Below are 21,459 nucleotides of genomic sequence, written 5' to 3'. Positions count from 1 at the left end.
CAAAAGCGCTGGGTTCGCGCGACCCGCCGTGGGCCCGGCAGTCAGGAGAGGACGGCCCGGACCCACTCGCGGTACCCCCCGGCTGGAACGAGCGGCGCGTCGCTGGCCCCCTCGAACGCGTAGAACCGGTCGACGACGCCGAGGCGGCCGAGCGCGACGTATATCGCGAGCGACCCGACGAACACCGTCGGCGTACTCAGGAGGTGCCAGTAGACGGTCTCGGTCAGGTGGACGCCGTACAGGACGCCGATACCGCGCCGGACGGCGTTGAACACGCCCAACAGCGGCGGGTGGACGACGTAGATGCCGAGTGCGAACTTCCCGACCCACTCCAAGACCGTGTCTCGGCCCCAGTCGGGCGAGGACAGCGCGAACAGGACGAGAAACAGCGGGGGTAGAGCGGTCAGCAGGGAGTACTGCGCCGCGTACAGGCCGTCGGTGACGTCCGCGTACGGCCCGTAGACGTAGGCTACGAGGGCGCGTTCGGCGACGTGTGCCAGCGACGAGACCAGAAAGAGGCCGAACCAGAGCCAGCGTCGCCGCCGGCCGGTCTCGACGTCGGCCCCCGCGAGCATCGCCCCGACGACGACGTAGAACAGGCCGTAAAACAGGGCGTCCGTCGTCGGCACCGGGACGAGTTCGATTCCGGGGAGGTTGTCGAGGATGCCGACCAGATGGAGGCTGAACGCGACGGGGACGAGCGCGGCCGTACGGTCGACATACTGGAACGCCGCGAGCGCCGTTGTCGCGTACAGCAGCGCCGGGAGGAACCACAGCGGGACCGACACCGAGTCGCCGTAGTAGAGGAGCCCCGGCACCGACAGCGTCTCCCTGACGACGGCGGCGACGGAGGCGTCCAGCAGGAGGACCCGGCCCGCCTCCTGAAAGACGTGGACCGGCAGGGCGAGACAGAGGCCGAACGCGTAGATGGCGACCACCCGCTTGGCGTACCGCGGGTAGTACGACGCGACACCCCGTTCGCGCGTCTTGGTGGCAAACAGGTAGCCCGAGACGAGGAAGAAAAACGGGACGGCGAAGCGGGCGACGGCGTCGACGGCGAACGCGAACGTCGCACCCGCAACGCCCATCCCCGCGAACGGTTTCGTGTGTATCGTCACGACGAACAGGATTGCGACGGTCCTGAGCGCGTCGATACTGTACAGCCTCTGTGACATAAATTCATGTGTCCCGAAATAGAAATAAGTGTTCCCCTACCGGGACCGGTCACGCCGCTCCCGCCGACCCCGGTTCACTCCTCGCGGTCCGGGTCGGTCTCGGGGAGGACGGGGTCGGCGCTCGCCGGGAGCGACTGGGGGCCGTACTCCGAACTGGCGTAGACGCCGCCGAGCAGGCGGTTCGAGCGCGACTGGACGGCTTCGAGGAATCGGTTCGAGACGACCGAGCGGACGATGGCGTGGAGCGACTCGTCGCGCTCGTCGACGGCGTTGAGGACGCCGAGCGTTATCTGTGCCCCAGCCATATCGGCGTGGCCGCCGGCCGACCCTATCTGGCCGAAGGCGTCCCGGAGCACCTCGCCGAGGTCGATGTCCGCGCCGCGGGCGCGGGCGGAGGCGTAGATGGTGTCGCCGCGGACGCCGTAGACCATCGTCGCCTGCACGCCCTCCAGTCCGAGCAGGCGGTCGGCCGCCTGTGCCAAGGCGTCGCGGTCAGAGAGCCGGCCGACACAGCTGAGGAGGACCGCCCCCTCCTGTTCGCGGTTGTCGATGGCGCGGCCGAGCGTCTCCAGCGTGTCGGGGGTCACGCTCGGGTCCTCGATGCGGCGCAGCGTCGCCATGTCGGCCGCCGAGAGCAGGTACGCCGCGGCCTCGAAGTCGGCGACCGACACCTCGCGTTTGAAGTCGTCGGTGTCGACCCGGATGCCGAACAACAGTCCAGTGGCGACCGGCTCCGGGACGGAGACGCCGAACCGGCGGAGGTAATCTACCAACAGCGTGCTCGTCGCGCCGACGTCGCTCCGGAGGTCGACGAAGCGGGCCTCGATGGGTACCCGGGGCGGGTGGTGGTCGATGACGATGTCGACGGCGAGGTCCGACGGGAGTTGGTCGTTGACCCCCGGCCGGGAGTGGTCGACCAGTGCGACGCCGTCGTAGTCGTCGAGCGCGGTCTCCGCGTCGGCGTCGAGTTCCGTGAGGTCGTACTCCAGTAGGTTGACGAACGCCCGGTTCTCCTGATGGGAGATGTCGCCGTAGTAGCAGGCGTCGGCCTCGCAGTCGGCGCGTCGAGCGAGTTCCCGGAGGGCGACGGCGCTGGCGATGGCGTCGGGGTCGGGGTTGTCGTGAGCGACGATGGCGAGTCGGTCGATGTCGCGGAGGACGCGCTGAATCTGGTGGATGCGGGTGGCCTCGCCGCCGACGGTCTGTTCCAGCCGGTCGACGAGGACGGTCTCGGGCTCGACGACCCGGTCGGCCAGCGCCCGGAACCGCTCGCGCTGGTCGTCGGTCGCCGCCCGGCCGGCGTAGGCCAGCAGGAACGCGTCGGCGTAGCGGTCGGCGGCCAGTTCCGCGGCCTGCAGGTTCGTCTCGGGGTCCTCGCTGGCGACGACGACGGTATCGGGGTCGCTCGGGAGGTCGTCGAGTACGGCCGGGTCGGTCTGGTCGGCCTCGGTCACGTCGACGCCGTCTTCCCGGAGCGTCGCGGCGCGGTACTCGTCGGGTGAGACCACCAGTAGCTCGCCGTTCCCGTCGTCCAGCGCGCCGAGAAGCCTCATTGCGGTCGGACCCGCGCCCAATACCAGCCGAGAACGCATTGTCGGAGATGGGTCCCGGAGCGTCTAAAAACCCGCTACTTCAGCCGCTCTTGGAGGAACGAGGGGTGAGCGGCGGTGACGCCGTCGAGCGCGAGGATGTCGTCCTCGATGACGTCGGCCAGCGAGTCGCCGTCCGTGGCCCGAACCTCGGCCATGAGCATGTGGTCGCCGCTGGAGGTGTACAGCGCCTCGACGGCCGGGATATCCTTCAGTTGGCGCGTGGCCTCGACGTAGCGCTCGCTCTCGACGTCGATGCCGACCATCGCGATGGACTGGCCCGCGAGCTTCTTCGGGTCGATATCGGCGGAGTAGCCGACGATGACACCCTCGTCTTCGAGCTTCTGGATGTACTTCCGGACGGTCGGCTTCGAGACGTCCGCGCGGTCGGCTATCTCGGCGTACGAGGCTTGTGCGTCCTCTTCGAGGACTGAGAGGATTCGACGCTCCGTGGACTCGGCGCTCATAGACGTTTCTTTCCGGTGGACAAAAAAATATCTTCCGAACAAGAAACCCGGGTTCGGGCGACGGCCCAGCGGGTTACTTGTGGTGTTCGAGCAGGTTGTCGTAGGTGCGTTCCCACTCGGCGTCGTCGTCGAAGTACCGCTGTGCGAGGGGCTCCTCGGGCATCTCGCCGATCTGGCGCTTCTCCTGTCCGTAGGAGGGGCGCTCGTCCTCGACGTAGTACCGACCGGTCAGCACCTCGCCCTCGTAGAGCTTGTTCTCCGTCTCGAACATCATCTCGGCGGCCTCCTGCCGGTCCGACGTGTCGAAGTCGTAGTCGTCGGACTGCTGGATGTCCGTGTACGGGACGTAGTGTTTCGCGTCCTTGTTCCACGTCGGGCACTGGGTGAGGAAGTCGATGTGCGCGAAGCCGTCGTGCTCGATGGCCTCCGCGATGATCTCCTTGGCCTGGTTCGGGTTCACGGCGGCGGTGCGGGCGATGTAGGTCGCGCCGGCGTTGAGCGACTGCGAGAGCGGCCGGATGGGCGACTTCGCCGAGCCGTGAGGCTGGGTCTTGGACTTGTGGCCCTTCGGCGAGGTCGGCGAGGTCTGGCCCTTCGTCAGCCCGAATATCTCGTTGTTGAACACGATGTAGGTCATGTCGTGGTTCTCACGGGCCGTGTGGATGAGGTGGTTCCCGCCGATGCCGTAGCCGTCGCCGTCGCCGCCGGCGGCGATGACCTCCACGTCGGGGTTGGCCAGCTTCGCGGCCCGGGCGACGGGCAGCGAGCGACCGTGGATGGTGTGGAAGCCGTAGCTGTTGAAGTAGCTGTTGAGCTTCCCGGAACAGCCGATACCCGTAAAGAGGGCGACCTCGTCGGGGTTCTTGCCGACCTCCGGCATGGCCTGTTTCAGCGCCTTGAGGACGCCGAAGTCGCCACAGCCGGGACACCACGTCGCCTGCGGTTCGATACCGGGCGTGAACTCATCTCTGTCTATCTCGCGCTCTTCACCGATGGCGCTGAATGCACTCATTGTTAGTCACCTGCCGCGGGGAGGTACTTCATGTTGCTCGCGGCGAGTTCCTCGCCGTTGATGCTGGATTCGAACCCGTCGACGATTTCGGCGGGCTCGAAGGGGTTCCCGTTGTACTTCAGGAGGCTCGACAGCTTGTCGCCGTACTTGCCGATCTCCTTCTGCGTGAGGCCACGGAACTGCGCCGTAGCGTTCATCTCGACGACCAGCGCCTGGTCGACGGAGTCGAGGAACGCACTGACTTCTTCGACGGGGTAGGGGGACATGTCGGAGACGCCCAGCGCCTTCACGGAGTGGCCCCCGTCGTTGAGGCGGTCGACGGCCTCGAAGACGGTGTCCTGCTGGCTGCCCCAGACGAGGATGCCGTAGTCGGCGTCCTCGGGGCCGTAATAGCTCTGGTGGCCGGCGTTCTCGTCGAGGTCCGCGCGGATGTCGTCGAGCTTGTTCAGCCGACGCTCCATCTGCGCGATGCGGTTCTCGGGGTCTTCGCTGATGTGGCCCTCCTCGTTGTGCTCGTTCCCGGTCGCCAGATAGCGGCCGTCCTTCTGGCCGGGGACCGAGCGCGGGCTGACGTTCGAGCCGTCCTCCGGGTCGTGGAGGAAGCGCTTGAACTTGCCCGAGGCGTGGTGGGCCGCCTCTTCGATTTCGCCCTCGGTGAGGACGGAGCCGGGGTCAGCGTTTGGCTCCTCGTCGAAGTGGCTGGCCGGCAGGTTCCGGAGTTCGCCCTGAATCTTCTGGTCGTAGACGACGATGGCCGGAATCTGGTACTCGTAGGCGATGCGGAAGGCGCTCCGGGTCTGGGTGTAACACTCCTTGATGTTCGCCGGCGCGAACACGACCCGGGCGGAGTCGCCCTGTGAGGTGTACAGGACGTGTTCGAGGTCGGCCTGCTCGGGCTTGGTCGGCATCCCGGTCGACGGCCCGGCGCGCATCGCCTCGACCAGTACGATAGGCGTCTCGGTCATCTCGGCGAGGCCGAGCGGTTCGGACATGAGCGCGAAGCCGCCGCCCGAGGAACCGGACATGGACTTGACGCCCATGTGGGAAGCCCCGAGCGCGAGCGCCGCGGCCGCGATTTCGTCCTCAACCTGCTCGGAGATGCCGCCGAACTCGGGCAGGTGTTGGGACATGATGGTGAACACGTCGGTCCACGGGGTCATCGGGTACCCCGAGATGAACCGACAGCCCTCGTCGAGCGCGCCGTAGGAGATGGCGTTGGACCCGGAGAGGATGACCTGTTCCTCGTCGTGGGAGCCGCTCGGGACCTCGATGTCGTGGTCGATGTCGAGTTCCGCGGCGGCGTCGTAGGCGTCCTGAAGGACGTTGAGGTTGGCCTCCTGAATGTCGCCACCCATGTTCTGCTTGATGAGCTGTTCGAACTCCGCGGTGTCGATGTCGAGGATGGCCGCCGTCGCGCCGATACCGGCCGTGTTCCGCATTATCTCGCGGCCGTGTTCCTTGGCGATGCCGCGGAGGTCCATCGGGACGAGGTGCCAGTCGTTCTCCTCGGCGTGTTTCTCGAGTTCGATCTCGTCGACATCCTCCTCGTCGAGCAGCCCCTCGTCGTACAGCAGGACGCCGCCCTCGCGCAGGTCGTCGAAGTTCTCGTACAGCGGCTTCAGCTCTTCCTTGCCGTAGTAGGCCTCCTCCTGCGGGTTCCGGGCGAAGGAGTCACCCAGCGCCAGCAGGAAGTTGTAGCCGTCGCCGCGGGACTGTACCGGTTCGTCTTTCGCGCGTACTTCCACGTACGTGTGGCCGCCGCGGATGCGTGACGGGTAGTGACGGTGTGTGAATACGTGAAGTCCCGACCGCATCAGGGCCTTCGCGAAGTTCTGGCTGGTCGAGTCGATTCCGTCTCCGGAACCCCCAGCGATTCGCCAGATTAGTTCGTTGTCTGTCATGGTGAAATCCTCGGCCCCAGCTCTGGTGCCGTACGGTGGCAATTGGAGGGGCGTGACTAAAGATTTTCCACTACATTAAGGTCCATTAATCGTTATTATTCCCGCGCTCGACCGGTTTTTGTTCCGTTGTAGCTATTTGCGACCGACGTAGGAAAGTATACTATCTGACATACGTTTCGGTGGGGTCGCCGGAAGCTTGAAACCCGTCGGCGGCCTCGCCTAGAGCGAGCATGTCACTGTCGGAACTCGTCGCCGGGGTCGAAGACCACCAGAAGACCCTGACGGTCTTCAACGCCGACGAGGCGGTGACCCGGAACATCGGCGACCACTTCGCCGACCGGAACGTCAGCGTCCGCTCCGAGCGGACCGAGAGCGGCCGCCCGGGCGAGTTCCTCACGCTGAGCGACGACGGGGAGGTCGTCGCCGCCACGAGCATCGAAGCGTTCACCGACAACATCGGCGGCGAACCGTCGTTCGCGCCGACGGAAAGTCCCTACCGGCCGGTACTGGACCACCTCGACGAGACCATGTTCACGTCGTGGTCCATCGACCGGATGGTGGCCGCCTCCCGGGAGATAGAGGACCGGGCGTTCCGGGTCGGCGTCGGGTCGCTCCACGCCGGGTTCCAGACGCTCTCGACGCTAAAAGGCGAACTCGACCTCTACGAACGTCTCGGTGAGACGGCCGTCGACGTCCACGCCTACGCCGTCCCCGACGTGGACCCGCCGGCCGACAGCGCGTTCACGCTTCATCTGGAGCGCGCGAGCGAGATAGCCGACTCGTGGTTCGTCGTCTTCGACGGCGGCGACGACGACGACCAGAAGTGTGCCCTGCTGGCCGAGGAGCGCGAGCCCCGCACCTTCTATGGCTTCTGGACGTACGACCCGGAGACGGTCGACTACATCGTCCACCATCTCGAATCCAGCTACGGACTGCTCCCGCAGTGACCCACGTGCGGTGTGGGCCGCGAGCAGTCGGTACTCGCCAGTTTGTGGCCGAGGCAGTCCGTTCCGGGGACCGTAACGGGTTTTACCGACGCGAATAGTCATGCAGTATGGTCCCACGTAACAGGGTCGATGGGAGGGTCAGCGCGTGATTCCGCTCCGGCGTATCGTGGCGTCGGCGACCGTCGCCGTCACCGGCGTCCTCGTCGCCGTTCCGAACGCGGTGGGCGTGCTGGACGCGCCGGACCTCGCGGGCCTCGCCCTCGCCGCGCTCGGGACCGTCGTCGGCCTCGCGCTCGTCGGCGGCGCGACCTATCTGCTGTACAGCGACATCACGACGCCCCACGTCCTCCGGGTCGCGGGCTGGAACGGGCTCGGCGTCGTGGTCCTCGGACTGGTCCTCGGGCTGGCCGCGCTGACCAGTGCCGTCGAGCTCCCGGCAAACGTCGCGGCCGTCGTCCTCGGCGTGAGCGCCGTCGCGCACGTCCTCATCGGCGTCAACGACGTACGCCGAATCCGGGCGACCGAACTGGCCCGGGAACGGGAGAAACTCGCGGTGCTGAACCGCCTCGCGCGCCACAACCTCCGCAACGACGCCCAAGTCCTCGCCGGCGTGGCCGACCTCGTCGACGACGGGGACGCGGAGCGGCGGGCGGCGGCCGGGGAACGGGTCGCCGCCGTCGGCGAGAACCTCGCGTCGATGAGCCGTCGCCTAGAGGAGATGCAGGCGCTCGTCGACGAAGGGGAACGGCCCGAGCCGCGGTCGCTCCGGGCGGTCGTGGACGACGCCGTCGCCGACTGCCGGGACGCTCATCCGGACGCAACCGTCGAGACCGACGTGCCGGACGTGTCGGTCCGGGCGACCCGCCACCTCTCGACGGCACTCACACATCTCGTCGAGAACGCCGTCGTCCACACCGACAGCGACGTGGTTCGCGTCTCGGCGGTGGCAGCGGGCGACACGGTCGAACTGACCGTCTCGGACGACGGGCCGGGCATCCCCGAAACCGAGCGGCTGGTGCTGACCGGGGAGCGCGAGCGGACGCAACTGGAGCACGCGACCGGGCTGGGGCTGTGGGTCGTGAAGGCCGCGGTCGAGCAACTGGGCGGCAGTATCGGGTTCGGCGACGGCGACAGCGGGGAGGTCCGGCTCACGCTGCCGGCGGCCTGATGCGGACGTGGGCCGTCTCCCGGTAGCCCCGTCGCGGGTCGGGGCGTCCCGATACGTCGCCACAACAGACCGTGTGGATTACTGCGGCGTCTGGTTGTAGATGAGGTTGCGCTGGATGTCGTTTGCGCCCTCGTAGATGACGGGGATGCGCACGTCGCGGTAAACCCGCGCGATGCGGTTCTCGGTCAGCACCGAGCGGCCGCCGTGGAGCTGCATGCCCATCTCGGCGCAGTCCGTGGCGGCCTCGGTGGCCTTCGTCTTCGCCAGCGCGGCCCAGTAGCCGGCGTCCTCTTGGTTGGCGACGCGCTCGGCGGCGTCCCAGACGAGCGAGCGCGCCGACTGGAACTCGAGTTGCATCTCCGAGAGCTTGTGTTGGACGGCCTGAAACTCGTCGACGGTGCGCCCGAAGGCCTCGCGGTCGTGGACGAACTCCCACGCCTCCTCGATGGCCGCCGCGGCCATCCCGAGACCGTGGCCGCCGACGATGACTCGGCCGTGGTTGAAGAACTCCGCGAGCATGTAGAAGCCCGCGCCCTCGGCACCGACGAGATGGTCTTCGGGGATGCGGCAGTCGTCCAGCACGATGTGGCCCTGTTTCGAGGCGCGAAAGCCCATCTTCTCGGGGATGTGCTCGGCCTCGTAGCCGGGCGCGTCGGTGGGGACGATGAACATCGAGTAGTTGCCGTAGCGGTTGTCCTCGTCGTCGCCGGTCTTCGCGTAGAGGGTGAGCCAGTCGGCCTCGACGGCGTTGCCGACCCAGTACTTCTCGCCGTTGAGGACCCACTCGTCGCCCTCCTTCTCGGCCGCGGTGGTCATGCCGGCGAGGTCGCTCCCCGTCTCGGGTTCGGAGACGGCGAGGCCGGTCAGTTGCTCGTTGGCGGCGACCGGTTCGAGGAACGTCTCTTTCTGCCACTCGTCGCCGTGGTCTTCGACGATTTCGGCCCCGAAGCTGGCGAGTTGGAGGGTCAGAGCGATGCCGGCGTCGGCGCGGTAGAACTCCTCGGCGATAGCCAGCACTTGGTGGAGGTCGTATCCTTTCCCGCCCCACTCCTCGCCGAGGTCCTGCCCGACGAGGCCGGCGTCCATCCCCGCTTCGAGTACCTCCCACGGGTACTCCCCGGAGGCGTAGTAGTCGGCGGCGACGGGCGCGATGTGCTCCTGTGCGAACTCGCGGGCCTCCTGTTTGACCTCGCGGGCGTGCTCGGGCACGACGTGGTCGGAGAGTAGCTCCATACCCCACGCAAGGGTGGCGTTATCATATAACTCGTGGAACGTGCGCAAACGTCTCGGGAGTTGTTTGTCCGCCACGGCGGCCGGTACGTTATTGTCCCTGTTCGTCAATCGGGAGGCATGCACAGACGGACGTACCTCGCGGCGGGCGCGAGCATCGGGACGGCGGCGCTTTCGGGGTGTTCGTTCACGGCTGCGGCCCAGACGCCACCGCCGGCGGTCCCACAGCAGCGCCTCGCCGAGGGCGGATGGGAACGCACCGCCGAAACGTCCGGAACGGCGTTCGAGCGGGCCTACGGCCCGGTGACGGTCACCGGCGTCCAGCACACGTACCGCTACGCCGATGCGTCGCTGGCGGACGCTATCGGCGAGAAGACGCTGGGACAGGTAGACGCCGCGCTTGCGGTGTTTTTCGCCACGCGCATCGACTTCAGTCCGAACCTCGACAACCTCCCGGGCGGACTCGGGCAGGCCGAAATCGTCGGGCAGGTGCGGGCCGACGCCCGCGAGCAGTTCGTCGCGCAGATGGAGTCACAGGGAGTCACGGGCGTCGAGAAGACAGGCGAGGGGAGCATCGACGTCGACACCGGCGAGACGGCCGCAACCGACCTGCTGGCCGGGTCCTACCCCTTCGAGGGGATGGCGTTTACCGTCGCCGAAGGGGCCGCCGTCGAGGTCCCACCGGCCGACATCGACGTGACCGGCCTGCTGGCGGTCTGGCACCACGGCGACTACGTCCTCGTCTCCGGCGGGGCCTATCCGGCAGAGAACTTCGCCACGACCGTCGAGGAGGAACTCAGCGGCGGCATCACCGTCACCGTCGACGTCGACCTCGGCCTGACGCCGGAGCGGTACCGCACCGAGGTCCGGGACCTCGTCGCCGGCGTCGAGTAGTCAGTCGGGAGCGACTCAGACCTCGATTTCCTGCATCAGTTCGACGAGTTCCTCCAGTTCGGGGAACGTGTACACCTTCACATTGATGTCCGACTCCAGCGCGTGGACCCGCGAGTCGAACATCAGCGCCATCTCGTTCTCGCGGTCGCCGACCAACTGGTCGACCATCCCGCTGCCGGGGCCGAAGGTGAAGTTCGGCGTCGAGATGTCGATGGTCGTCTCGAGGACGTTGGCCCACCCGTCGATGAACCCCGAGGTCATGATGTTCCCTATCTCCTGAATGGCCGACCGCTCCATGTCGGTAAAGCCCTCGGCGTCGGGGTTGGTCTCGCCCATGTCGCCGACCATCCCGTGAGCGAGTTCCTTCGCGCTCTGGGCGTTGAACAGGAAGAGGATGTGGCCGTGGGGCTTCTCGACCATCTGGATGGAGATGCCGATCTGCTTCTCGTCGCCGACGTGGGTCTTGATGTCGGGAATGTCGATGAAGTTTATCTTGGTTATCTCCATCTCCGTCTGCATCCCCGTCATCTGGCTCAGGTGGTTGGCGACGGTGTTGCCCCCCTCTTTCGCCATCTTGTTGAACAACCCGAGCTTCCGGATGTCTATCATCAGACTCATGTGAGACTCAGCGTTGGGGCCACCTTCCCCGCCCTCCCACATAAGCTATGCACCCCCATTCTCGCCTGCGAAAATCGGAGCCGGGGGTAACGACCGTGGCACCGCGACGGCGGACGCCCCTCACTCGATACGGACGCTCACCGCGACGCCCTCGCCCAGCGGCAGGAGCCCGGTCTCGAAGTCGGGGTCGTCTCGGACCCGCCGGAGGTAGTCGGCGACGCCGCGGCTGTGGGCGTTCGCGTCGACGCTCTCGCCGGCGAGCAGAGCGCGCACGTCCCCGAAGTCGAGCGGCCCGGCCTCGATGGCGTTGTCGGCGACGACGACGCCGCCGACGGGGACCTTCTCGCGAACGGCCTCGAAGGCCTCGACGTAACGGTGTTTCTCGTTGTCGACCAGCACCACGTCGAAGGGGCCGTCGTAGTCGGCCACGATGTCGATGGCGTCGCCGTGTTCGAACACCGCCCGGTCGGCGTAGCCGCCCCTGTCGAGGTACGCGCGGGCCTCGTCGAGTTCGTCGGCGTCGACCTCCGTGAGGACGATTTGGCCGTCTTCGGGGAGCGCGGGGGCCGTCCAGTACGCCGAGTAGCCGAAGCCGGAACCGAACTCGAAGACCCGCTCGGCATCGACCATGCGCGCGAGCAGGCGGAGCCACGCGCCCACCGCGGGGCCGACGGTCGGGAACCCCTCGCGGTCGGCCTTCGCGTCCATCTCCGCGACGACGGGGTCGGGGTCGGGCGCGAGCGTCCGGGCGAACTGTTCGGTGACGGCGGGCAGCGGCGACTCGTCCATACCGACCAGTCGAGGGGCGGCCGATTAAAACCAGAGGCCGGCGGCCGCTACTGGTCCCAGTAGTCCGGTTCGTTGCCCTCGCGCCACTTGATGGAACAGCCACGGGAGGGTTTCTCCGTGGCGGTCACCTCGCCGCCGTCGAGCACCGTCTCGACGTGGGCGGCCATCTCGCGCTCGCTCGGCTCGTCGTCGGGCCCCGGCGCGTCGTCGAGGCGGCCGTGGTAGGCCAATCGGAAGGTGCCGCCGTCGTTCCGGAACAGGAACGGGTCGGGCGTGCAGCGCGCGCCGTAGGCCGCCGCGACGGACTGGTCCTCGTCGCGGAGATAGGCGTCGTACGCGACCTCGCCGCTCTCGACGAGTTCCCGCATCCGGTCGAGGGAGTCGTCGGGGTACGCCTCCGCGTCGTTGGGGTTGATGCCGACGACCGCGAGGTCGTCGTGGTCCGCGGCGAGGCGGTTCAACTCCGACATCTTCGCCTTCGCGTACGGGCAGTGGTTGCAGGTGACGACCACGAGCAGGGCGTCGTGGCCCTCGAACTCCGACAGCGCGTGCGTCTCGCCGTCGGCGCCGGGGAGTTCGAACGACGGTGCGGCGTCGCCCCGCTGGAGCACGTCCGACTCGGAGTCGAGTTCGACCATAATCGGGTCAATCTACGTCTCGGGAGCTTAAAAGCCACCGGACGGAGCGCCGGTTAGTCACCCGGTTCCGGCGTGGCGACCGACGGCCCTCCACCGACGGCGAGGACGACACCGGTCAGCCCGATAGCGACGACGCCGAAGGCGGCGACGCCCCAGAAGGCCGCTCCCACACCCATCGACTCGACGACGACGCCCATCACGGGCGGGGCGACGGCAGCCCCGCCGGAGATACCGATGGTGAGCAGGCCGAAGTTCTTCCCGGCGTCGTCGTCCGAGGAGAGCGAGTCGGCCAGCGCCGCGCGGGCCGGCCGTCCCCCGTCGACGGTGGCACTCAGGACGAGGACCAGCGCCAGCGCGGCGACCGTCGGCAGTCCGCCGAACGCGAGGAGGCCGGCGACGACGACGAGGGCGGCGTAGCCGCCGACCAGCACCGCCGGCGGCGAGTGGCGGTCGGTCAGCCACCCGCCGGCGAAGATGAGTACCGCGCCGACGACGAGCATCGCCGAGACGGTGAAGTTCGCCGTCGCGTCGGCGAAGGCGTAGCCCTCGGCCAGCAGCGCCGCCGTGTACTGCTTGATGCTCCAGCCCGCCATCGAGGTGACGAACCAGAGCACGGTCAGCGCGACGATGGCCGGCGAGGACAGCAGGTCCCGGAGTTCCCGGCGAGCGCGGGCGGCCAGCGACTCGTCGCCGGGGTCGGCCGTCGCGGGCGCGTCGGTGACCGCGTCGTCGACCCGGCGGTCGAACAGGAGCAGACAGGCCGCGCCGTAGAGGCCGCCGACGGCGGCGATGGTGCCGATTGCGAGCCGCCAGTCCAGCCCCGCGGTGGAGAACGCCGCGACGACGGCCGGCGGCGCGGCGAACCCGACGGCCCCGGTGAAGCCGTGGACGCTGTAGGCCCGCCCCCGCGTCTCGGGCGTCGTCGCCGCGCCGATGAGCGGGTAGTGGGCCGGGTGGTGGCCCGCGATGCCGACGCCGGTGACGACGCTGGCGGCGAGCAGCCACGCGTAGCTCTGTGCCGTCGCGGTGAGGGCCGCGCCGACGGCCCCGAACGTCAGCGAGACGGCCAGAATCGGGAGCCGGCCCCACGAGTCCGACAGCGAGCCGAAGGGGAGTTGCAGACCGCTGACGACGACGCCGACGACGCCCAAGGCGATGCCTATCTGCGTCGGCGTCAGCCCGAGGTCCGCCTGAAGCGGGCCGAAAAGCGGCGGCAGCAGCATGAAATACGCGTGGTTGACGACGTGGGAGCCGCCGACGAGCGTCACGACGAGCCGGGACTGTGCGTCCGAGACCACAGTGGAGCGTCACGCCGCTGGTACAAGAGCGGCGCGATACCGGCGACGGGGCGGCGGGATTCGGCGGGACGCGACACGGGCCGGCACCGAGCCGAGAGCGACGCCGCATCGGGCCGAGAGCGACGCCGCATCGGGCCGAGAGCGACGCCGCATCGGGCCGAGAGCGACGCGCCACCGGGCGCGAAGCGCGCCGCCACTACTCCTCGGGGGGCGACTGGCGCTGTTGGAGGACGGCGTCGTCGAACGCCTCCGCCGCGGCGTACACCTTGCTGTCCTCGGCGACGGAGAAGGTCGTCTCCTCGCCGTCGGCGTCGTGTTTCTCCAGCAGGCCGATGTCGGCGATGTCGTCGAGCGTCCCGTCGAGGTACAGCGACTTCAGCGCCACCCCCGCGGCCTCGCTCAGTTCCGTCTTCGTGTACCGCTCGTCGGCGTCGAGCCGTAACACGGCGTCGATGACCCTCGCGGCGTCGTCGTGCGTCGCGATACGCGCCCATCCGGAGTCCGATTCCGCGCGTGCGCCGGCCTCGTCGTACATCTATCGTGTTCGCTCTCGCTACACGGACTTATAGCTCCCGGGCGCACCGACACGGCCGGCGAGGGGCCTCGACGGCCGGCAACCAGAACGGACGCCAGCGGTGTCCAGCCTCTCGGGCGTTTTCAGGAGGTGGGAACGTGCGTAAGGGGTTATCCACCCGACGGCGTTAGTTGTCGGTGGGTCACACTGCCGGGGGAGCGGCCCCGGGCGGCCCCACGTCGATAGCGGCAGTCCCGCTATCCGAGCGAAAAGCCACGACGATATCATGACCGACACAGACCCCCTCGACCGACGACGATTCATCTCGAGTATCGGTGCGATAGCCGCCGGCGCGGCCGTCGCCGGGTGTTCGGCACCCAGTGACGGCTCCGGCGGAGAGTCCGGGACGAGCGGCCAACCGGCCGACGGGACTCCCACGACCACCGAGACGGCGACACCGACCGCCACACAGACCCAGTCGTCCGGTGGCTCGGCGGTTCCATCGGCAGTCTCCTCGTATCTCAGCGACACCAGCAACTTCGACGGGAGCGTCGAGGACGCGACTGAGCAGGACAGCGCCACCGTACTGGTCGGCGCGGAGGGCAACAACGGCTACTACGCCTACTCGCCGGCCGCAGTCGCGGTGTCGACCGGGACCACGGTCCGGTGGGAGTGGACCGGGGAGGGGGCCGCCCACAACGTCGTCGCGACGGAGGGCGCGTTCGACTCCGGTACGTCCGAGGCCGGCACCGGCGTCAAGTTCGAACACACGTTCGAGGAGACCGGCGTCTACAACTACTACTGTACCCCCCACAAGGCGTTGAACATGAAGGGAAGCATCGTCGTCCGGTAGCCCGACGGAGCCCCCGACCCGTCCGGGCGGCCCGGAACAGCCACACCGTCGCCGCCGGTCGTAGCCCCCGGCGGTGAGCAAAGTTTTTGTCGCCTACCGCCCGCCTTCCCGTATGAGCCGCCGCGAGATTCTGGAGCTCCTGCGGGAGAACGCCCGCTACACGACCGAGGACATCGCTCGGCTGACCGACTTCGACGAGGACGAGGTCGAGAGTGCCATCGCCGAGTTCGAGGAGGCGGGCGTCATCCGCGGCTATCAGGCCGTCGTCGACTGGGACGCCGCCGAGACCGAGGACGAGCGGGTCCGCGCGACCGTCGAGTTGAACGTCTCGCTGGACCGCGAGACCAACTACGACGACATCTCCGAGCGCATCGCCAAGTTCCCCGAGGTCACCTCGCTGCGACTGGTCAGCGGCGACTACGACTTCGACCTCGAAGTCGAGGGCGACTCGATGCGGGAGGTCTCCCACTTCATCAGCGACGAGATAGCGCCCATCCCCGAGATAACCCAGACGGTGACCCACTACATCATGGAGTCGTACAAGGAACAGGGGATGACATTCGACGACCGCGACGACGACGACCGCCTCTCGGTCTCGCCATGACGTTCGAGCCAGCCGACCGCGTCGACGCCGTGCCACCGTCGGGTATCCGGCGGTTCTTCGAGTTGGCCGAGGAGATGGACGACATCATCTCGCTGGGCGTCGGCGAGCCCGACTTCTCCGCGCCGTGGGCGGCCCGCGAGGCGGCCATCACCTCGCTGGAGCGGGGCCGGACCTCCTACACGGCCAACCGCGGCAAGCGGGAACTCCGCGAGCGCATCGCCGGCTACGAGGAGACACAGCACGACCTCGCCTACGACCCCGACGAGGAGATACTGGTGACCGCCGGCGCGAGCGAGGGACTGGACCTCGCCTTCCGCGCCCTGCTGAACCCCGGCGACGCGGTCGCCATCGCCCAGCCGTGTTACGTCTCCTACGTGCCGGGCGCGACCTTCGCCGGCGCGGAGGTCGTGGACGTTCCCACGCGCGTCGAGGACGAGTTCAAGCTGACCCGCGACGTGCTCGAAGCCTCGGGTGCGGCCGCGGCCGACGCCTTGGTCTACTGCTACCCGAACAACCCGACGGGCGCGACGATGACCGAGGACGAACTCCGGGACGTGGCGGCGTTCTGCCGGGAGCACGACCTGCTGGTGTTCGCCGACGAGATATACGCCGACCTCACCTACGGCCACGACCACACCTCCATCGCCACCCTGCCCGGGATGCGCGAGCGGACCGTCGTCTTCAACGGCTTCTCGAAGGCCTTCGCCATGACCGGGTTCCGGCTGGGCTACGCGATGGGGCCGGAGACGGCCATCACCGCGATGAACCGCATCCACCAGTACACGATGCTGTCGGCCCCGACGACGGCCCAGTACGCGGCCATCGAGGCGCTGGAGGACTGTATCGACGACGTACAGGAGATGACGAACCAGTACGACCGCCGGCGGAAGTACGTCCTCTCGCGGTTCGGAGACATGGGCATCGACTGCTTCCCGGCCGCCGGGGCGTTCTACGCCTTCCCCGAGTGCCCGTGGGACGACGCCGGCGAGTTCGCCGAGGCGCTGTTACAGGAGAAAGGCGTCGCCGTCGTGCCGGGGACGGCCTTCGGCGAGGGCGGCGACGGGCACCTCCGCGTCTCCTACGCGACGGGGCTGGGCGACCTGAAGGAAGCGATGGCGCGCCTCGAGGCCTTCCTCGACTGATACGGGGCACTCGACCGCCCGCGGGCGCGGCATCCATGCCGAGACGACTGCCGTAAGCTTTTTTCACCTTAACCGGTAGATGAACTACAATGGCAATCGATGACACTGGGGGCGGCTCCGAGCGGGTCGGCAGTGGGGACCACCCGTCCGGGGAGCCAGCGACGGTGGGGCAGTACACGTGGGACGACCTCAGGCGGGAGGTCCACGACGGGGGGCGGTTCGACCGCAGCGAGTATCTCGGCTTCGAGCCCCGGGACCTCGCCGGACGGCTGGAGGACGCGGCCAGCGCCGCCAAGACGCTCGACGACCCCTTCCAGCGCTATCTCGACCCGAGCGAGCGGCCGGTGGTCAAGGACGGCTACACGTGGGAGCACTTCAAACAGGAGTACTACTACGAGGCGGACGGCTCCCAGCCCCGGGACGACGAGGGTGAAATCGTCCCGTTCGAGCCGGCCGACCACCTCGGGTTCGACCCGGACCACACCGAGAACAAACTCTCACAGGGCGAGGACATCGCCGCGGAGTTGCAGTCGTTCGTCGACGAACACACCGTCGACGTGAACCCCGACCTCGACGAGGACGAGTTCTTCTCGACGCGAGAGGGCCACACGACGGTCGTGAACAGATACGACGTGGAGAAGGCGGTGCCGGAGATAAAGAAGTCCCACTTCAAGGAGATAGAGCGCTACTGGGTGAACAAGCCCTACGCCTGCGTCCTCCTCTTTCACTCGCGGAAGGAAAACGAGAAGAAGTACTACGTCGTCGAGCCGTACCTGAATCCCATCGAGGGGGACGTGACGGAGTTCCTCTCGGGGAAGCTCAAGACGGCCATCAAGTACTCCGAGGACGACGTCATCGTACAGGGTTCCGACGCCGACCGCGCCGAGGTCATCCAGCGCGAGGCCGAGAACCTGCTGTCACGCTACGACCTCTACGACGGGAGCGTCGCCGGCGACGCCGGCAGCGGCGAGGGTATCCTCGGCCAGTTCAAGGAGCTATTCGGACTCGGCGCGGACGAGGAAGACGCCGACGGCCAACTGACGGGTATCGCCGCCCGGCCGGAGCCGGCCATCATCGAGGACGACCCCGACACCCTCAACGAGTATCAGGTCGAGAAGCTGCTGTATCGGCTCAAGCGCGACTTCATCGGTTACGGCCGAATCGACCCGGTCAAACACGACATCAACGTCGAGGACATCTCCTGTGACGGCTACAACTCGCGGGTGTTCGTCTACCACACCGACTACGAGCAGGTCATCTCCAACGTCGAACACGGGGAGACAGAACTCGACGACTTCGTCGTCAAACTCGCTCAACGCTCGGGGAAGGGTATCTCCAAGCGCCAGCCACAGGTCGACGCCACGCTCCCGGACGGCTCCCGCGCCCAGTTGACGCTGGGCCGGGAGGTGTCGGACCACGGGACCAACTACACCATCCGGCAGTTCAAGGACGTCCCCTTCACGCCCATCGACCTCATCAACTGGAACACCTTCTCGCTGGACGAGATGGCGTTTCTCTGGCTCTGCATCGAGAACAACAAGAGCCTCATCTTCGCGGGCGGGACCGCGTCGGGGAAGACGACCAGCCTGAACGCCGTCTCGCTGTTCATCCCGTCGAACTCCAAGATAGTCTCCATCGAGGACACCCGCGAGGTCGAACTGCCCCAGCGCAACTGGGTGGCGAGCGTCACGCGCCCCTCCTTCGGCGAGGACGACAAGGGCGACGTCGACGAGTTCGACCTGCTGGAGGCCGCGCTCCGTCAGCGCCCGGACTACATCGTCATGGGCGAGATACGCGGCGAGGAGGGGCGCACCCTCTTTCAGGTCATGTCGACGGGCCACACCACCTACACCACGTTCCACGCCGACTCGGTCGGCGAGGTCATCAAGCGGTTCACGACCGAGCCCATCAACGTCTCGAAGACGCTGTTTACGGCGCTCGACCTCGTCTCCATCCAGACCCAGACTCGGGTCGACGGCAGCAAGGTCCGGCGCAACAAGTCCCTGACCGAGATAAACGAGTACTCCGCCGAGAACGACGAGATTAACGTCCGGGACGTCTACGAGTGGCGCGCCGAGACGGACGAGTTCATCCAGATGGGCAACTCCAACACCTTAGAGGAGATCAAGTTCGACCGCGGGTGGACACAGGAGAAACTCGACGAGGAACTGTTCAAGCGCAAGGTCGTGCTGGCCTACCTCATCGAGCAGGGGCTGAACACCTACACGCAGGTGGCGGCGACGGTGCAGGCGTTCATCAACGACCCCGACACCATCCTGACGCTCATCGCCAACGACCAGTTGGAGACGTCGCTCGAAGACCTCCGCGAGATGGAGTCGGTCAAGATAGACATCGACCCCGAGAAAGAGGAGATGGTCCCGCGGCCGGACCCGCCGAGTGAGATGGTCGAACAGACCAAGGAAGTACTCGACAACGCCGGCCCGCTGTTCGACCAGTTCAAGAGCCGCGAGACGCCCGATATCGTCTCGGCGCTCATGGACGGCACCGACGAGGACGAGACCGACGACGCCGTCGACTTCGGGCAGTTCGTTCCGAAGGCCGGGAAGGAGGCCGACGGCGGATGAGCCTCGACACGAGGGGGGAGCAGGAACTCGGGAGCGGCGGCACACTCGGCGACACGTTCTATCCCGCCTACCGGATGCTGTTCGACGAGGAGGGCGATTTCGTCAGCAGTATCGAGGACAAGCTCGCGCAGGCCCGGATGGCCGACAACGTCGAGATGTTCCTCGCGCGGGCGCTGGCCGTCGGCGTCATCGCCGGCGTCGCCCTGTGGCTCGTGGGGACGTTCCTCGGCGTCATCCTCGTGGACATCTTCTTCGCCGGCGGGCCGGCACCGACGCTCATCGGCATCCCCGTCCCCGACAACGTGTCCCGAATCCTCGACGTGGTGAAGTTACCGCTGCTCATCCTCGTCACCGGGCTCGTCTTCGGAGCCATCGGCTTCGCCGTCGGCTTCGGCTCGCTCGTCTCCATCCCGTACTTCCGGGCCAATGCCCGCGAGCGGGAGATAAACGTCCTCCTCTCGGACGCCATCTCGTTCATGTACGCGCTCTCGGTGGGCGGGCTGAACCAGTTGGAGATTCTGCAGGCGATGGCGACGGCCGACGACACGTACGGCGAGGTGGCCCGCGAGTTCCAGTCCATCGTCTTGGAGACGGAGTATTTCGACACGGACTACCGGACCGCCGTTCGGAACCAAGCGCTCCAGACCCCCTCCGACGAGCTCTCGCAGTTCCTGACGGACATGCTCTCTATCATCAACTCCGGCGGGGACATGACCTCGTTCCTCGAAGACCAGAAGGAAAAGCACATGCGGACCGCCAAACAGGAGCAGGACAAGCAACTGGAGACGCTGGAGCTGTTCGGCGAGATGTACATGACGCTCTCGCTGTTCCCGCTCTTGCTCATCATCATCCTCGTCATCATGTCGATGATGGGCAACGCCCAGACGCGGCTCATCTACGGGACCGTCTACGGGCTCATCCCGCTGACCGGGATGGGGTTTCTGGTGCTGGTCTCGACGGTCACGCAGGACGCCGTCGGCGACGGCTACCTCCGTCCCGACGCGGGCGACCGCGGCGAACTCGTCGTCGACGAGGGTGTCGGCGTGTTCAACCTCGGATTGGTCGAGCGCTACACCGGCGAGTTCGGCGTCTTCGACCGCATCAAGAGCCGCGAAGGGACCCACGAGCTGATGGAGATACTCAAGCGGCCCGACCTCTTCTTCCGGGACCACCCGCTGCTCGTTCTCGGGCTGACGGTGCCGGTCTCGGTCCTCGCGGCCGTGACCTTCGTCGTCCTCGGGTGGGCACCGCTGACGCTCGACGGGATGATACGCAACCCCGTCCGCGGGACGGTGCTGTGGGTGTACGTCCCGATGTACATCAACTTCCTCCCGCTGACGGTGTTCTACGAGTGGAACGTCCGCTCGCGGAAGGCCATCATCGGCAACCTCTCGGAGAACCTCCGGAAACTGGCCTCGGCCAACGACACCGGGATGACCCTGCTCGAATCCATCAAGGTCGTCTCGGAGACCTCCGCGGGCAAGCTCTCCGACGAGTTCGAGACGATGCACGCCAAGGTCAACTACGGGACCAGCCTCAAGGACGCCCTCCGGGAGTTCAACAACAAGTACCACGTGCCGCGTCTGGCCCGGACGGTGAAGCTCATCGCCGAGGCTCAAGAGGCGTCGAGCCAGATTCAGGACGTGCTCTCGACGGCCGCACAGGCCTCCGAGAACCAAGACGACATCGAGCGCGAGCGCAAGTCTCGCACCCGGATGCAGACGGTCATCATCATCATGACCTACCTCACGCTACTGGGAGTGATGGCCCTGCTGAAGACGCAGTTCCTCGACGTGATGGCCGGACTGGCGACGCAGGCCGCGAGCGGGGGGAGCAGCGCGCCCGGCGGGAACTTCGGCGGCAACGTCGACACCGACCTGCTGTCGATGCTGTTCTTCCACGCGGTGACGCTGCAGGCGCTCCTGTCGTCGTTCATCGCAGGATATATTCGTGAGGTGAAACTAGTGGCAGGACTGAAGTTCGCCGTCGTGCTACCGACTATCGCCTTGGTGGTCTGGATAGCGGTCGGCTGAGC

The 21,459-nt window shown here is 67.2% G+C and carries 19 protein-coding genes; 8 read left to right on the top strand and 11 right to left on the bottom strand.

Annotated features, from left to right (window positions below; translation table 11 throughout):
* Positions 1 to 41: 41 nt before the first annotated feature.
* From ACV7JO_RS04200 to ACV7JO_RS04180, 5 genes are all read right to left on the bottom strand, one after another.
* Positions 42 to 1,175 (bottom strand): acyltransferase, encoded by a 1,134-nt coding sequence (locus ACV7JO_RS04200; protein ID WP_470355095.1) that lies wholly within the window; start codon positions 1,173 to 1,175, stop codon positions 42 to 44.
* Between the two features lie 74 nt (positions 1,176 to 1,249).
* Entirely contained in the window at positions 1,250 to 2,767 is a 1,518-nt protein-coding gene (locus ACV7JO_RS04195) for a DHH family phosphoesterase (protein ID WP_470355094.1), read from the bottom strand.
* Positions 2,768 to 2,802: 35 nt separating this feature from the next.
* Positions 2,803 to 3,231 (bottom strand): HTH-type transcriptional regulator LrpA1, encoded by a 429-nt coding sequence (gene lrpA1, locus ACV7JO_RS04190; protein ID WP_470355093.1) that lies wholly within the window; start codon positions 3,229 to 3,231, stop codon positions 2,803 to 2,805.
* Between the two features lie 73 nt (positions 3,232 to 3,304).
* Positions 3,305 to 4,243, bottom strand: coding sequence for a thiamine pyrophosphate-dependent enzyme (locus ACV7JO_RS04185; protein WP_470355092.1), 939 nt, complete (start codon positions 4,241 to 4,243; stop codon positions 3,305 to 3,307).
* 2 nt (positions 4,244 to 4,245) lie between these two features.
* Positions 4,246 to 6,144, bottom strand: coding sequence for a 2-oxoacid:acceptor oxidoreductase subunit alpha (locus ACV7JO_RS04180; RefSeq protein ID WP_470355091.1), 1,899 nt, complete (start codon positions 6,142 to 6,144; stop codon positions 4,246 to 4,248).
* A gap of 230 nt (positions 6,145 to 6,374) precedes the next feature.
* Between ACV7JO_RS04180 and ACV7JO_RS04175 the strand changes: the two genes are divergently transcribed.
* Positions 6,375 to 7,091 carry a DICT sensory domain-containing protein gene (locus ACV7JO_RS04175; protein ID WP_470355090.1) on the top strand — a complete coding sequence of 239 codons (717 nt, stop codon included), beginning with the start codon at positions 6,375 to 6,377 and terminating at the stop codon, positions 7,089 to 7,091.
* A gap of 145 nt (positions 7,092 to 7,236) precedes the next feature.
* Entirely contained in the window at positions 7,237 to 8,259 is a 1,023-nt protein-coding gene (locus ACV7JO_RS04170; protein WP_470355089.1) for a sensor histidine kinase, read from the top strand.
* Positions 8,260 to 8,337: 78 nt separating this feature from the next.
* On the opposite strand, the gene ACV7JO_RS04165 is transcribed toward ACV7JO_RS04170, so the two are convergent.
* Positions 8,338 to 9,492, bottom strand: a complete 1,155-nt coding sequence (locus ACV7JO_RS04165) for an acyl-CoA dehydrogenase family protein (RefSeq protein WP_470355088.1) — start codon at positions 9,490 to 9,492, stop codon at positions 8,338 to 8,340.
* A gap of 117 nt (positions 9,493 to 9,609) precedes the next feature.
* On the opposite strand from ACV7JO_RS04165, the gene ACV7JO_RS04160 reads away from it, so the two are divergent.
* Positions 9,610 to 10,383 (top strand): DUF6517 family protein, encoded by a 774-nt coding sequence (locus ACV7JO_RS04160; protein WP_470355087.1) that lies wholly within the window; start codon positions 9,610 to 9,612, stop codon positions 10,381 to 10,383.
* Positions 10,384 to 10,398: 15 nt separating this feature from the next.
* Here the strand turns inward: ACV7JO_RS04160 and ACV7JO_RS04155 are convergent, their stop codons facing one another.
* From ACV7JO_RS04155 to ACV7JO_RS04135, 5 genes are all read right to left on the bottom strand, one after another.
* Entirely contained in the window at positions 10,399 to 11,001 is a 603-nt protein-coding gene (locus ACV7JO_RS04155; RefSeq protein WP_470355086.1) for a chemotaxis protein CheC, read from the bottom strand.
* A gap of 120 nt (positions 11,002 to 11,121) precedes the next feature.
* The gene (locus ACV7JO_RS04150; protein ID WP_470355085.1) at positions 11,122 to 11,790 is read right to left on the bottom strand and encodes an O-methyltransferase; all 669 of its coding nucleotides are present in this window, start codon (positions 11,788 to 11,790) and stop codon (positions 11,122 to 11,124) included.
* A 47-nt stretch (positions 11,791 to 11,837) separates the two neighbouring features.
* Complete coding sequence (locus ACV7JO_RS04145; RefSeq protein ID WP_470355084.1) at positions 11,838 to 12,428, bottom strand: thioredoxin family protein; 591 nt, start codon at positions 12,426 to 12,428, stop codon at positions 11,838 to 11,840.
* Between the two features lie 53 nt (positions 12,429 to 12,481).
* Positions 12,482 to 13,726: an MFS transporter gene (locus ACV7JO_RS04140; RefSeq protein WP_470355083.1), complete on the bottom strand. Its 1,245-nt coding sequence runs from the start codon at positions 13,724 to 13,726 to the stop codon at positions 12,482 to 12,484.
* 196 nt (positions 13,727 to 13,922) lie between these two features.
* On the bottom strand, positions 13,923 to 14,261 hold the full coding sequence (locus ACV7JO_RS04135) for a hypothetical protein (protein ID WP_470355082.1): 339 nt from the start codon (positions 14,259 to 14,261) through the stop codon (positions 13,923 to 13,925).
* 265 nt (positions 14,262 to 14,526) lie between these two features.
* Between ACV7JO_RS04135 and ACV7JO_RS04130 the strand changes: the two genes are divergently transcribed.
* The 5 genes from ACV7JO_RS04130 to ACV7JO_RS04110 all read left to right on the top strand — a co-directional run bounded on the left by ACV7JO_RS04130 (position 14,527) and on the right by ACV7JO_RS04110 (position 21,457).
* Complete coding sequence (locus ACV7JO_RS04130) at positions 14,527 to 15,093, top strand: halocyanin domain-containing protein (protein WP_470355081.1); 567 nt, start codon at positions 14,527 to 14,529, stop codon at positions 15,091 to 15,093.
* A gap of 112 nt (positions 15,094 to 15,205) precedes the next feature.
* Positions 15,206 to 15,697, top strand: a complete 492-nt coding sequence (locus tag ACV7JO_RS04125) for an Lrp/AsnC family transcriptional regulator (protein WP_470355080.1) — start codon at positions 15,206 to 15,208, stop codon at positions 15,695 to 15,697.
* Positions 15,694 to 16,839 carry a pyridoxal phosphate-dependent aminotransferase gene (locus ACV7JO_RS04120; protein WP_470355079.1) on the top strand — a complete coding sequence of 382 codons (1,146 nt, stop codon included), beginning with the start codon at positions 15,694 to 15,696 and terminating at the stop codon, positions 16,837 to 16,839. The genes ACV7JO_RS04125 and ACV7JO_RS04120 overlap by 4 nt, the downstream gene beginning before the upstream one ends.
* Positions 16,840 to 16,928: 89 nt before the next feature.
* Entirely contained in the window at positions 16,929 to 19,424 is a 2,496-nt protein-coding gene (locus ACV7JO_RS04115; protein ID WP_470355078.1) for a type II/IV secretion system ATPase subunit, read from the top strand.
* Entirely contained in the window at positions 19,421 to 21,457 is a 2,037-nt protein-coding gene (locus tag ACV7JO_RS04110; protein ID WP_470355077.1) for a type II secretion system F family protein, read from the top strand. The genes ACV7JO_RS04115 and ACV7JO_RS04110 overlap by 4 nt, the downstream gene beginning before the upstream one ends.
* The last annotated feature ends 2 nt before the right edge of the window (positions 21,458 to 21,459 follow it).

This window comes from Haloarcula sp. MBLA0138 (genome assembly GCF_055632455.1).
The sequence above is the reverse complement of the archived record's forward strand: the minus strand, read 5'-3'. Positions and strand labels throughout refer to the sequence as shown.